12 protein-coding genes are annotated in these 12,744 nt (G+C 72.3%); 6 read left to right on the forward strand and 6 right to left on the reverse strand.

Annotation, left to right across the window (positions count from 1 at the left end):
- Positions 1-8: 8 nt before the first annotated feature.
- Both ACZ7OH_RS21110 and ACZ7OH_RS21115 read right to left on the reverse strand, forming a co-directional pair.
- Positions 9-491, reverse strand: a complete 483-nt coding sequence (locus tag ACZ7OH_RS21110; RefSeq protein ID WP_470282313.1) for a YbaB/EbfC family nucleoid-associated protein — start codon at positions 489-491, stop codon at positions 9-11.
- A 622-nt stretch (positions 492-1,113) separates the two neighbouring features.
- Positions 1,114-2,055: an NADP-dependent oxidoreductase gene (locus ACZ7OH_RS21115; RefSeq protein ID WP_470282314.1), complete on the reverse strand. Its 942-nt coding sequence runs from the start codon at positions 2,053-2,055 to the stop codon at positions 1,114-1,116.
- Positions 2,056-2,151: 96 nt separating this feature from the next.
- On the opposite strand from ACZ7OH_RS21115, the gene ACZ7OH_RS21120 reads away from it, so the two are divergent.
- A complete protein-coding gene (locus ACZ7OH_RS21120) occupies positions 2,152-2,724 on the forward strand; it encodes a TetR/AcrR family transcriptional regulator (RefSeq protein ID WP_470282315.1) in 573 nt (190 codons plus the stop codon).
- 4 nt (positions 2,725-2,728) lie between these two features.
- On the opposite strand, the gene ACZ7OH_RS21125 is transcribed toward ACZ7OH_RS21120, so the two are convergent.
- Positions 2,729-5,401, reverse strand: coding sequence for a glycoside hydrolase family 9 protein (locus ACZ7OH_RS21125; protein WP_470282316.1), 2,673 nt, complete (start codon positions 5,399-5,401; stop codon positions 2,729-2,731).
- 171 nt (positions 5,402-5,572) lie between these two features.
- On the opposite strand from ACZ7OH_RS21125, the gene ACZ7OH_RS21130 reads away from it, so the two are divergent.
- Positions 5,573-6,865: a hypothetical protein gene (locus tag ACZ7OH_RS21130; protein WP_470282317.1), complete on the forward strand. Its 1,293-nt coding sequence runs from the start codon at positions 5,573-5,575 to the stop codon at positions 6,863-6,865.
- 153 nt (positions 6,866-7,018) lie between these two features.
- Here the strand turns inward: ACZ7OH_RS21130 and ACZ7OH_RS21135 are convergent, their stop codons facing one another.
- Positions 7,019-7,762 (reverse strand): AraC family transcriptional regulator, encoded by a 744-nt coding sequence (locus ACZ7OH_RS21135; RefSeq protein WP_470282318.1) that lies wholly within the window; start codon positions 7,760-7,762, stop codon positions 7,019-7,021.
- Positions 7,763-7,849: 87 nt separating this feature from the next.
- Between ACZ7OH_RS21135 and ACZ7OH_RS21140 the strand changes: the two genes are divergently transcribed.
- Positions 7,850-8,779, forward strand: a complete 930-nt coding sequence (locus ACZ7OH_RS21140) for an NADP-dependent oxidoreductase (RefSeq protein ID WP_470282319.1) — start codon at positions 7,850-7,852, stop codon at positions 8,777-8,779.
- Here the strand turns inward: ACZ7OH_RS21140 and ACZ7OH_RS21145 are convergent.
- The gene (locus ACZ7OH_RS21145; protein WP_470282320.1) at positions 8,769-9,461 is read right to left on the reverse strand and encodes a TetR/AcrR family transcriptional regulator; all 693 of its coding nucleotides are present in this window, start codon (positions 9,459-9,461) and stop codon (positions 8,769-8,771) included. The genes ACZ7OH_RS21140 and ACZ7OH_RS21145 overlap by 11 nt on opposite strands.
- Before the next feature lie 106 nt (positions 9,462-9,567).
- On the opposite strand from ACZ7OH_RS21145, the gene ACZ7OH_RS21150 reads away from it, so the two are divergent.
- The 3 genes from ACZ7OH_RS21150 (at position 9,568) to ACZ7OH_RS21160 (ending at position 10,855) form a co-directional block, all read left to right on the forward strand.
- Complete coding sequence (locus ACZ7OH_RS21150; RefSeq protein WP_470282321.1) at positions 9,568-10,248, forward strand: zf-HC2 domain-containing protein; 681 nt, start codon at positions 9,568-9,570, stop codon at positions 10,246-10,248.
- Entirely contained in the window at positions 10,245-10,373 is a 129-nt protein-coding gene (locus ACZ7OH_RS21155; protein WP_470282322.1) for a hypothetical protein, read from the forward strand. The genes ACZ7OH_RS21150 and ACZ7OH_RS21155 overlap by 4 nt, the downstream gene beginning before the upstream one ends.
- Before the next feature lie 131 nt (positions 10,374-10,504).
- Positions 10,505-10,855, forward strand: a complete 351-nt coding sequence (locus ACZ7OH_RS21160; RefSeq protein ID WP_470282323.1) for a hypothetical protein — start codon at positions 10,505-10,507, stop codon at positions 10,853-10,855.
- 153 nt (positions 10,856-11,008) lie between these two features.
- On the opposite strand, the gene ACZ7OH_RS21165 is transcribed toward ACZ7OH_RS21160, so the two are convergent.
- Positions 11,009-12,643 carry a beta-1,3-glucanase family protein gene (locus ACZ7OH_RS21165; RefSeq protein ID WP_470282324.1) on the reverse strand — a complete coding sequence of 545 codons (1,635 nt, stop codon included), beginning with the start codon at positions 12,641-12,643 and terminating at the stop codon, positions 11,009-11,011.
- Positions 12,644-12,744 lie beyond the last annotated feature (101 nt).

A 12,744-nucleotide genomic window follows, 5' to 3' on the forward strand; every position in this document is an offset into this window, starting at 1 on the left:
CCGTCCGGCTATTCGCGGATCATGACCGGGCCGCCGAAGCCCTCGTCGTCATCGTCGGGTGGGGCCGGCCGCCGTGGCGGGCGCGGTGGCGGCGCTGCCTCGGGTTCGTCGGCGAGCCGGCCGATCCGGCTGGTCGGCGGCGCCGGAGTTTCGTCCGGCTCGGGTTCCGGCTCCGGGAACTTCGCCCGGTAGCTGCCGACGATGGTGTCGCGGGTCTGCGGATCGTCGCCGATGGTGTCCGCCATGACCTCGTCGAGCCGGTCCGGCAGCTTCGCCTGCGCGGTGCGCAGCGCGGCCAGCACCGCTTTAGCGACCTGATCGCCGGACATCTCCCGGACGCGGTCGGTGATCCGCAGGTCGGTGACGTTCCCCGCGGAGTCGACGGTGACCGTGGCGGTGCCGTCTTTGCTGGCTGCCGACACCGAAACTCGCTCGACGGCTTGCTGCATCGCGCGGTAGCGCTGCGCTTTTTGCTTCGCTTGCTCGACCAATTGATCGACGCGGGCTGTCGCATTCTCCGCTTTGTCCGATATCGGATCGCTCATCCGGTTGTTCGCCCCCCGTCGCCAAGCCAGGTACGAGGAAACCATCGGAATCCGGCCGGTGTGCGGCGGACGTTCCGGAATTACCCCGAATGGCGCAAGGCAAGGGAAAACTCGTGAAGACCGGGGTGCCGGGTGGTATCCGGTTTTCCGCGGATTTGACCTGGCCGGCGAATTCGGGCCAGCCGATCAGGACCGCGATCAGTCCCGATAGGACGATGACCGCCGGCCAGCGGCGCCGGCTCCGGCTGGTCGACTCGGCGTGCACCGCGCCGACCGCGAACAGCGCGATCAGCGCGGGTGCCGGGAATGGCGGCCTCTCGGTACCCCGCGCTGGGTGAATACCCGCGCGGCCGCCTCGGCGATGTCCGCCAGCGACCGCGCGGGTGTTCGTCCTGCCGGCCGGCCGGCACTCAGCGGTCGGCTACCCGACGAGGTTGTGGAACTTCCAGGCGCCGCTGATGATTTCGCGCAGATCGGGCTTGCTCGGCTGTACGCCGGCGTTCCATCGATCCGGTGACGTTGGTGTGCCAGTACACATCCCGGCGGGTCGCCGACTTCGCGACCTCGATCAGACCAGCTCAGAGCCTCCCACCTGGAGGACGACCTTGCCGCCGGGACGCTGGGACTGGCTCAGCTCGATGGCCTCCCGCCAGTCGGTGAGGGAAATGACCCTGGCGATCGGGATGCCGAACCGGCCCTCCGCGGCGAGCTCGGCGCACTCCGCGACGACGTCGTAGCGGTGGCCCAACGGGCCTTCGGTGAACGCGTCGCGGGCGCCCAGCTCGCGGGCTGCGGCCAGGTTGCTGATGGTCAGGACGTGCTTGGGGTCGGTGACCGTGCGGAGGAGTTCGGGAATCGTGGCGTCGGCGGGCGGTGAGACGTCCAGGACGACGTCCACCGGCCCGCCCGCCAGCTCGTCTACCCGCTCGGCCATGCCCGTGCCGTACGGGGTGACCTCGGCTCCGGTGGCGCGCAAGGCCTCGGCGTGTGTGGGGCCCGCCGTGGTGATCACGCGGGCTCCGGTTCGGCGGGCGAGTTGTACGGCGGCGAAGCCGGTGGTCGTGCCGCCGCCGCTGATGAGGAGGGTTGTGGCTGGGGTGATGGCCAGGAGGTCCAGGCCGAGTTGCGCGGTGTCCACGGCCATGGGCAGCGCGGCGGCCGCCGCCGGAGCCAGCGCGGGTGGCCGGGGGAACCAGGTGTCGAGCACCGCGTGGTCGGACGCTCCCGCGGTCGGGCCGGTGAACGGGGCCGGGCCGAACACCGCGTCCCCGGGCCGGACGCCGGTGACGTCCTCGCCGATGGCGTCGACCGTGCCGGCGACCTCGAGCCCGATCCCGCGAGGCAGGTCGCCGGGGTAGAGGCCCCGGCACAACGCCAGGTCGGCGGGGTTGATCGTGCAGACCTCGACCGCGACCCGGATCTGTCCCGGGGCCGGGTGGGGCGGCTCGGCTTCCTCGAGCCGCAGGACGTCGAGGGGTTCGCCGGTGTGGTGGAAACGCAGGGTGCGCATGACGATCTCCTGACCCGAGACTGAGTGACAGCAGATGCTGTCGTCACTCGACGGTAGCACAGTGATGACAGCATCTGCTGTCGCTATGCTGGAGCCATGGCTCGGTGGGAAGGCAACACGCGTGAGCGGCTCGAGCGGGCCGCGTTGGAGCTGTTCCGCGATCAGGGCTACGACCGCACCACGGTCGCGCAGATCGCCAAGCACGCCGGGCTGACCGAGCGGTCGTTCTACCGCTGGTTCACCGACAAGCGGGAGGTGCTGTTCGCCGGCGACGAGCTGCAGGCCTGCCTGGAAGCGGGCATCGACGAGGTGCCCGCGGGAACCGGCGCGCTCGCGACGCTGATGGCCGCGTTCACTGCCGTGCCCGACGTGCTGCGTCCGCCCGAACTGCTGATCGAGCTGCGTACCGTCATCGCGGCCAACCCGCCGCTGCGCGAACGCAGCCTGATCAAGGAAGCGATGCTGTCCGAGGTGACCACCGCGGCGCTGTGCCGCCGCGGCCACGACGAGCAGACCGCGCGGCTGGCCACCGCGCTCGGCATGGCGATCCTGGCGTCGGCCACCCGGCGGTGGGTGCTCGGCGAACAGGCCGACTTCCCGGCCCTGCTGGCCGACAGCGCCGCCGCCCTGCTCGCCGTCGCCGCCGACCTGCCGAGCGAACCGAAGTAGCCGATCAGGGCTCGGTGCCCCAGGCGAGGGCGCCGGCCTGGTACGCGGTGACGGTCGCGAGGTCGGTGAACGACGCCGCCGCGCGGTAGCTGTAGTCGTCGGCCTGGTCGAACGCCGCCCAGTCGGCCTTGGCGACCCGGATCTGGAGCTCGCCGGTGCTCGCGCCGGCGGCGAGGGTGCCGCCGCTGAAACCGGCCTCGACGTAGGCGTCGGCTCCCGCCCGCGGCGTGCTGAGCTTCACCACGCGCAGCGTGACGTTGGCGCAGCCGGCCACCGCGTAGTCGCACCAGACTTGGTAGCTCGGGTTGGTCGCGTCGCCGGTGAACCAGTAGCGCGCGGTGACGCCGTTCAGGGCCACGGACGTGGTGCCCCGGTTGACGATCTGGAGGCTGGTGCGGATCTGGTTGTCGGTGGCTCCGCTGCCGGAACGCTGCTGGACGGCGAGCGTGCCGGTGTTGCCGCCCGTGGTCGTGGTCGTGACCGACACCGGGCCGCCAGGCGGAGACTGGTTGCCGGCGGCGTCCCGGGCGCGCACCGAGAACGTGTACGCGGTGCCGGGGGTGAGGCCGGTGACCTGGTAGCCCGTGCTCGTGGTGCTGCCGATCGTCGCGCCGGCCGCGTTCAGCACGTCGTACCCGGCGACGCCGACGTCGTCGGTGGCCGCCGTCCACATAAGACTGACGCTGGTGCTGCCCGCGACGGCGGTGACCCCGGTCGGTGCCGACGGCGGGGTGGTGTCCTCTGTGGATGGTCCGGGCGGGCTGCCCCACAGCACGGTGGAGCCCTGCGCGAGCACCAGCCGCGAGGCGTTCGCGGGCGCGGAACCGCTGGGGGCGAGGCCGGTGTGCGACCAGTCGTTGCCGGGATCCCAGGTGCCGGTGCTCGTGATCCGGAACTGCACTTCCTTGCGGTAGCGGGACTGCCCGCCGGGCGCGACACCGCCGGAACACGACACGTCGACGTAGTAGACCGAGCCGGAGAACGGGCGCACGGCCGGCGCGTCACACTGGTTGTACGCGGAGGAAACCGAGATCTGGCCGGGCGTGGTGGCGCCGTCGAGCGTGAAGTAGTAGCGCAGCGAGCCGGTGAACGTGCGCGCCGGCCACGCCGACTTGTTGATCACATACGCCTTGACCTCGGTGAACGTGCCGCCGTCGGGTTGGTTGAGCGCGCCTTGGGCCAGGATTTCCGGGCCGTCCGGGGTTTCCGCCGGTGGGAAGGACGCCAGTGGCGCGCCGCCGTACTCGCCGTAGAGGCGGGCCAGCGCGCCGGTGAAGCCGGCGTTGTAGTCGAGAGCCACCTCGTTGGTCGTGTAGTTGGTCCGGTCGTCGGTGTACGCGTCGTTGGGCGAGGAGGGGCCGCCGACGAGCGCGCCGTACAAGGTGTGCCGGCTCTGCGCCGGTTCGTTGATGCTGTCGGCCCAGGAGCCGTGCGCGGTGCGGTGGTGCGGGTTGCGGGGCGGGTCGACGCCGAACCCGACCTCGAAGCTCGCGCCGCGGGGGTTGTCGCCCAGCGCGTAGTCGATCTGCCGGACGCCGAAAGCGTGGTACGTCGCCGCGCGCGTGGCATCACTGGCGCGCAACCAGTCCGAGTACGTCAGCGCCACGAACGCGGTGTTCGCCGCGTACCGCAGCGAGCCCCACTGGTCGAGCACGGCCTGGCCGCCGGGGGAGTAGGGCACACGCTGGCCGTTGACGCCGGTGGTCCACCAGTCCAGCCAGCGGTTGGCGTCGGCGACGTACTCCGGGTCGCCCGTGAGCTGGGCGAGCAGGACGTAGGCGCCGTAAGACTTGTCGTCCCAGGCCAGCGTCCAGCGGTAGGACCGGGTGGTGGTCTGCGGTTCGGTGGACAGCTTCTCGTACTCGCTGCGCGCCTTGGCCAGGTAGGCGCTGTCGCCGGTGGCCTTGTAGAGCCAGATCGCGCCCCACACCAGCTCGTCCTGGTAACCGCTCCAGGACTTGTAGAAGTTCTGGGCGTCGGTGATGCAGTTCGAGTAGACGCCTCGGTGGTTGTCGGCGAACGAGTACAGCTGCTTGGCGTGCGTGAGCAGGGTGGCCGCGTAGGCGGGATCGTCGGCCTGGAACACCAGTGAGCCGGAGGCCAGCTGCGCGGCGGCCTCGCCGGCGAGGTCCGAGCCGGGACAGGAGTCGTCGACGCGGTAGGCGGGCCGCGCCATGGTCATCGTCTCGGCCGGGCCCCACCACTTGTGGTCGTCGTCGCCCTTGCCGACCTGGCCGTACAGCACGTCGGGCTGCGGGTGCGCCTTGATCAGCCAGTCGGCGCCCCAGCGCAGGTTCGCCAGCAGGTACGGCCACTGGCCGGAATCCCGGTAGGCGGCGCGGTTTTCCAGGCCGCCCCAGGCGAGCATCGTCATGCTGAACTCGAACGGCTGCCCGAACTTGACGTGGTCACCGGCGTCGTAGAACCCGCCGGTCAGGTCCAGGCCGGCGTCCTTGCCGTCGTCGAGGGCGGACGGGCCGCGCCAGGAGACCCGGTTGCCGGCGGGCAACACGCCGGAGCGCTGGGCGTCGTAGAACCAGACGGCTTTCTGCAGCGCCTCGCCGTAGTCGAACTTCCCGGCGGCGGCAGCGGTATCCGCGGGGACCACCAGGCTCAGGCCGAGCACGAGCAGTGCGACGACCACCCGGGAAATCGCCTTCGTCATCGAAGTGCGCACGCCGCCTCCTGGCCTCTGGGAGCGCTTCCAGTCTGAGGGTATGGAGGTGGGGCGGGTTGTGTAAAGAGGCGGCGTCCGGACTGCGCGGTGACGCACCGGTGACGTCCGGATCACAGCGTCGCGACAGGCCGGCTGGCATCCTGTTCCCGAGCCGATCGACGAAGGCGCCGGATGCCACCACCTCTCAAGGCCCTCAGCCCGCGACCGCTTGCGTCGTCGGCGGTGGTGCCGGCGCCCCCGAAAGCGCGCGGCGTCACGGACGTCGCCCGCCCGGTGGCCGGCAACGCCGCCGTGACCGCGGCGATGAGCGGGCTGCCTCACGGTGCCGTACCCGCCGCGTTGCCGGTGCCGGTGCGCCAGGATCTCGTCGGCAACCAAGCCGTCGCGAGCCAGGTCTCCGCGGGGCCGCGCTCGCCGGGGACGGATCCGAAGTTCAAAGCCCTCAAGAAAGACGTCGACACCAAGAAGAGGGCCGTCGGCTCGAGCCATCCGCCGGCCGCCGCCGAAGCGGGCGCCGCCCAGGATGCCGCCGAAGCGCCCGCCGACGACCGGGAAGCCCGGGGCAAGGCGGCCCACGCGGAGGACATGGATGCCGCCCAGCCCAAGGAGTTCGACAAGCAAGCCTTCGTCGAGGCCGTCAAGAAAGCCGTCGCCGACAAGGCGCCGAAGAACCTCGACGAGGCCGACAACTTCAGCGGATCCGGCAAGGCCGACGAGGTCAAGACCGAGGTCCAGGGCAAGGTCGGCGCGGGCAAGGACGCCTCGGCGCGGGAGATCGCCGACACAGGCACGGATAGAGGGCGTCGTCCGGTTCGTGCCCGGCGGGAAACGGGTGCTGATCGTCAAACCCGACGTGCAGTTGTGAGCGAACCGGACTCCACCGCCGAGCGGGCGCGGTTGATGGCGGAGGCGAATCGCCTGCGCGCCCGGGCCGATCGCCACGACGAAGCCGGCCGGATCAAGAAGGCGCTCCCGTTGTGGCGGCGGGTCGAGGAAATCTTCCGCCGGTACGAGGAACTGCTGCCGGAGGTGACCGTCGCCCGGTGCCCGGACAGCGGCGAACCGGTGCGCTGGCGCATCGACACCTTCGGGCTGGACGGCCGGTTCTGGGAGTACGACTCCGCCATCCGCCACCTCCCGGAGCGCCTGCCCCGCGCGTGGCTGGCCATGACCGGCGCGATGCGGCTGGCCGAGCCCGTGGAGCACACGCCTTACGTCGTCAACCCGGGGCCGGGCGTGCCGTTCGTGGTGCCCCGGGTCCTCGCCAACCCCGGCATCCGGGCGGTGATCGCGGAGGTGCCCGTCGGTGCCCACACCGGCTGGGCGATCAGCTACTTCGGCCCGAAACCGCCCGTGCGGCTCGTCGACACCTGGGGCAAGGCCAGCTCCCGGTCTTCCGGGACGGCGTCCGCGGCGGCTGGGACGCCGACAGCCCGAGCCGGGCCGACTACGACTTCGCCCTGACGAAGTGGCTGCGCAGCGGCGCGCTGTTGTGGATCGCCCCCGGCGACGAGTCGGCGACCCTGCGGGAAGGTCTCGCCGGCTGTCCGTTCGTGGCCTTGCCGGGACCGCGGAAACTACCGCTCATCCTGAACGGCAGCGTCGAGTACTGAGGTGCTACCGCGTGGCGGCGCGGTAGCGGCCGGGGGTCTGCCCGACGAGCTCGGTGAACGCGTCGATGAAGCTGCCCGGGTTCGCCCAGCCCAGCCGGATCGCCGTGTCCGTCACCGACGTGCCTTCGCCGAGTTCGAGCAACGCCCGCTGCACCCGCAACAGCGTGCGCCACTGGTGGAAGCCCATCGACAGCTCGCTGCCGAACAGCCGGCTGAGGGTCCGCTCGCTCGAGCCGGTCCGGCGGCCCAGCTCCGCCAGCGTCGCCGGGCTGGCCGGGTCGGCGTGCAGCAGGTCGGTGACGGCCTTGAGCCGGTCGTCGCGCGGTTCCGGCAGGCGCAACGGTTCCCGCCGGGCGCGCGTGAGCTCCGAGAGGACGACTTCCAGCAGCAGCCCGGCGCGCGGCCCGTCGGCCGGGTCGTCGAGCTTCGCGAGGTAGGCCTCGCGCAGCAGCGGACTCGCCTCGAACACCGACGGCTCCGCCGGCAGCTGCCCGGCCCGTTCCGCCGGAACCTCGAGCAGCCGGATGTCGGTCCGGCCGTGCGATCGGCTGCTGTGGACGTGGAACGGCGGCACCCACGTGATGCGGTTCGCCGGCGCCACCCACGTACCGGCCCGGGTCGAGGTGACCAGCGCCCCGGACGCGGCGTACCTGAGCTGGCCGAAGTCGTGGAAGTGCGCGGGCACGACGTCGCCGTGGGCCAAGGGCTCGCACACCGCCGGATCGCCGGCCCGGACAAGTTCGATCATCGGCACCCAGCCTAGCTTGGCGGGTTATCGGAAAGTTCTGGCGCGACACCGGTGGTACGCCCGCGCGGCGGCGGCCATCGTCGAGGTATGCGAATCATCACCCAGCACACCTTCGGGGGCCCGGAGGTCCTCACCGTCGAGGACGCGCCCGCGCCCTTGGTCGGGCCGGGCGAGGTCCTCGTCCGCGTCGAGGCGATCGGGCTGAATCCCCTCGAACCGCGCCTGCGCGCCGGCGAATTCCCGTTGCTCGGCCCGCCGCCGTTCGTCCTCGGCTGGGACATCAGCGGCGTGGTCGAGGCGTCGCCGCAGACGTGGCGGTTCAAGCCCGGCGACGAGGTGTTCGGCATGCCGCTGTTCCCGCGGGCGGCCAACGGGTACGCCGAGTTCGTCGCGGCACCGGCCCTGCACCTGGCGCACAAGCCGGCGGCGCTCTCCCACGTCGAGGCGGCGGCGCTGCCGGTCGCCGGGCTGACGGCGTGGCAGGGCCTCGTCGACCTGGGCGGGGTGACCGAAGGCGACCGCGTGCTGGTCCACGGCGGTGGCGGCGGCGTCGGCCACATCGCGGTCCAGCTCGCGAAATCCCTGGGCGCGCACGTCATCGCCACCGCCGGCGGCAGCAAGCGGGAGTTCGTCGAGGGGCTCGGCGCCGACGAGGTCGTCGACTACACGGCGGTCGACTTCACCGAGGTGGTCTCCGACGTCGACCTGGTGCTCGACACGCTCGGCGGCGACACCGCCGAGCGCTCACTCGCGGTGCTGCGCCCCGGAGGTCACCTCGTGACGGCGGTCGCCGACGAGGACACGGAGCTCATCGCGAAGGTCGAGGCGGCGGGCCGGCGGTTCAGCGGCATCGCGGTCGACCCCGACCCGGTCGCCCTGCGCGGGCTCGCCGACCTCGCCGGCCGCGGCGAGCTGCGGGTCCACGTGCAGGAAACCTTCCCGTTCGAGCGCATCGCCGACGCGCACCGGCTGATCGAGCGCGGGCACCTGCGCGGGAAGGTGGTGCTCACCGTCTGATCCCCGGCGGGCGCGGCGGCGGTGGGAGGGGCAGATGCGGGTCGAGCTCGATGCCGCCGGCGCGGAGGGAGTCGTCGAGGATGCGCCAGATCCAGTGGGTGAGCAGGTCCGTGAGCTGGGTCCGCGTGACGCCGCGGGGGCTCTCGAGCCATTGCGCGGTGGAGGAATCGACCAGGCCGACGACGCCGAACGAAAGGACTTCGGCGAGCCGCGCGTCCAGCTCGAACGCCGTCAGGTAGAACTCGAACACCTGCGTGAGCTGGCGCGCGATCACCGTCTTGACGTCGGAGATCGCGTCGCGCCCGCCGGTCTGGGCGTGCCGGGTCAGGTAGCGGTAGAGGTTGCCGTGGCCGGCGAGCCAGCCGGTGTGCGCGTCGACCGCGACGGTGATCATCTGCAGCGCGCTGCCCTGCGGCTCCCACACCGGCAGCAGCGCGGTGGTGATCAGCCCGGTCGCCCGGTCGGCGATCGCCCGCTTCAGGTCGGTCGCGTCCTCGAAGTGCTTGTACAGCTGGGGACGCGCCACGCCGGCGACGTCGGCGATGCGCTCGGTCGACACGTCGGGGCCGTGCTCGGCGATCGCCCGCAGGGCGGCGTCGACGAACTCGCGACGCCGGCGCTCGCGCTGCCCCGCCCAGCGGGCCGCGCGGCCGTCGCCGGGTTGCGCTGAGGAGGACGTCACCCGGGAAACCCTACCGGGGAGCAGGGTAGGGGCTACGCTTCTGTATCTGTTACTTTGGGGCCCGAATAATCACGGAGCGTGTCGGCGGGGGAGATCGGAGTACGCGATGTGGGGAGCGTTGGACGACGGCGGACCGCCGGACGCCCGGCTGATCGCCGAGTTCCGCCGGGGTGACGCCGGCGCGGCCGACCGGCTCTTCCGCCGGCACGCCGAACCCCTGCGCCGCCTCGCCGCGGACGGGGGCGGCCGGCCCGCCGACTGGGACGAACTGGTCGCCGAGGCGTTCACCTGCGTCCTCGCGGTGCTGCGCGCCGGGGGCGGGCCGCGGCAGTACCTCCGGCCGTACCTCGTGGCGACGATGCGCGACCTGGCCGGCCGGGGGAACGGACCCCGGCCGGTGCCCTCGGCCGGGGACGACGAGCTGACCACGGCGGCTTTCCACGCCCTGCCGGCCCGGTTGCGGACGGCGCTGCGGAGCACCGTCGCCGACGGGCGCACGGCGGCCGAACTCGCGCCCGTGCTGGGAGTCTCGCCCACCGGGGCCGAGGCGCTGGCCGCGCGCGCCCGCGAGGCGCTGCGGCACGCCTACCTGCAGGCCCGGCGCTTCCCCGCGACGGGCGAGCGGTCGTGTCCCGAAGCGCGGCGCCGGCTCGGCTCGTGGCTGCGCGGGGAGCTGACGGACGACGAGGCGGAGCCGGTCGCCGCCCACGTCGAGGCCTGCGTGACGTGCCGGGCCGCCGTGGACGCCGTCGACCTCCGCGCCCCCGTGCCCGGGAAGCGGCGATGAACCCCGTCGCGACGCCCATCTTCGACGCGGTGGTTGCCGAGACCGGCCTGCAGTGGCCGGGGTCCACCGCCGACGGCGACGAGCCCGACCTTCCCGAGCCGCAGGTGACGACCGCCGGACCGTGACCGGCCCGGTAGCCCCTTCGAGAGCCCATCACTCTTCCGGGTTAACTCAGCCGGCGGGTTCGGGGCCGTGGTGGCGTCACGGCTGGCGACGAGCGCCCTCGCACTCCCGAGACCGACGGGAGGGCGGGCCGGTGGGCGATCGAGAGGGTGTCGGCGAGGCCGTGTGGCGGTTGCGCGACCGGTGGCGGCGGGCGAGCGTCACCAGCGGGTGGCGGTTCCCGAGCGACTGGGCGGTGCCCGAAGTGGACACCGTGTGCAGCTCCGCGCTGTTCCACGGCGACCTGACCGCGGCGCTGACGGTGCTCGGCGGGTCCCGGGCGCGGACCGGCGCCGGGCTGGACGTGACGCTGTACGACGTCGCCGCGCTGCACGCGGTCCTGGACGGGGACGTGGACGCGCCGCCGTTCGCCATGCTGCGCGCGGCCGCGGTGGGCTGGGCCGACGTCGCGACGACCGGCCTGGCCCGCCCCGAACGGAAATAGCGCCGGGCTCGCCCCCTTCGCGAGCCCGGCGCCTGCGTCCGTGAAACCTTGCCACCCCGCCGACGTGACGTGCTCGCGACCCGCGAACACCCCCGCGGGGGATGTCCGGCACGAAAAAGCCCAGGCCACCGGCCTGGGCTTTCCCTCCGAGCGTCAGCGCGTGAACGTGAACCAGTTGATGTTGACGAAGTCCGCCGAGCCGCCGGAGAACGTCAGGTACAGGTCGTGGACGCCGGTCGCCGAGCTCACGACGTTCGCCGGGACCGACTGCCACGACTGCCAGCCCCCGTTGTTGGCGAAGTCGATCTCCGCGAGCACCGGGCCCGACGTGCTGTCGATCCGCGCCCGGATCGCGCCGCTCACCCCCGCCGCCGCGCCCGACGCCAGCCGGGCGACGAACTGGCGCGGCGAGCTCGACCCGAAGTCGACGCCCGAATACTTCAGCCAGTCGCCGTTGGCGATCCAGCCGACGTCCGTGCCGCCGCCCGAGTCGCTGCACGCCTCGTTCTGCGTGCCGCTCTGGGCGCTGAAGGACTCCGCCTGGATCGTCGAGTACGCGCTCGTGCCGGTCGGCGGTGGGGTGGTGCCGCCCCCGCCCGAACCCAGCGCCACCGTCCAGGACGTCGGCGCCGGGTCCTGGAGGTGACCGTCGACCGGCTGGCTGCCCGTCGGGCCCACGTCGTCGTACGGGAAGGCGTAGCCGATCGACGCGTTCTGGTGGACCAGGCGCGCGTAGTGGTTTGTCGTGGCGTCCTTGTAGTACTGCGAAGGGGAGACGCCGTCGGGCTGGTTGTTGCCGCCCGCGACCAGCAGGCTGCTGCGGTTGAGCGCGGCCGCGAGCCGGGCCGCGATCGCGCCGCGGGCGTCGCCGCCGGAGTTGTACAGCGGCCCGCTCGCGCAGCCGAAGATGTCGATCGCGCTCGGCTTGGTGAACGGCACGCCGTTGGTGTTCAGGCCGGCGAACACCAGCGTGTCGCCGCTGACGGTGCCCGTGTACGACCCGATGCTGCCTTGCCCGTTGATCGTCAGCGGCGTCGAGCGGTAGTGGTCCCAGACGGCGTTCAGGTACCCGCTCCAGTAGCCGCCGAAGTCGGTCGGGGAGTGGCCCGGCGCGAGCACGCGCACCACCTTGCCGGAGGAGTCGGTGACGACCAGCTGGTCCCACGGCGCGCCGTCGGTGGAGTGCTGGGCGCGCAGCCCGTCGGCGATGGCGCCGAGCGCGCCGTTCGGCAGCGGGCTGACCGACTGCGACCCGGCCGCGCCCGTCGTGGCCATCGACACCGGCAGCGCGACCATGTCGACGTAGCTGATGTTCGCGTAGAGGTTCGCGCTGTTGTAGGTGAACTCGGCGAACGTCCAGTTGGTCCGCCAGTTCGGGTCCGAGCTGGTGAAGCCGGGCTGCACCAGGCCGGGGCCCGGGTTGACGAAGAACTGGATCTTCTGGTCCGTCGAGAACCACACCCGGCCGCCGATGATGTAGTCGCGCAGCGTCACCGTGACCTGGGAACCCGAGCCGTTCAACGGGATGGAGTAGTCGGGGATCGGGGTCACCGGCGAGGACGGGTTGGACAGGCGCTGGAACTGGCCGCTCGCCGTGACGAACCCGGGCCAGCCCGAGGTGTCGGCGCCGCTGATGTAGGCGTAGACGGTGCCGTTGCCCGAATTGTTCTTGAGCGTCAACGGCAGGTTGGCCGCGGCCCGCGCGGCCGGCGCGGTGGCGGCCGACCACAGCGGTGCGCCGGCCACGGCGGCCAGACCGGCGGTGACGAAGGTACGCCTGGACAGCATGGCGCCTCCTCGGGGGAGAGCGGCACGTGCGTGGCGGCGGCACGCGTCCGCGACGGTGGGGACGGTCGAACGCTAAGTACGTCCCGGCGCAATGGTCAAGA

Source organism: Amycolatopsis sp. NPDC114478, from assembly GCF_055633805.1.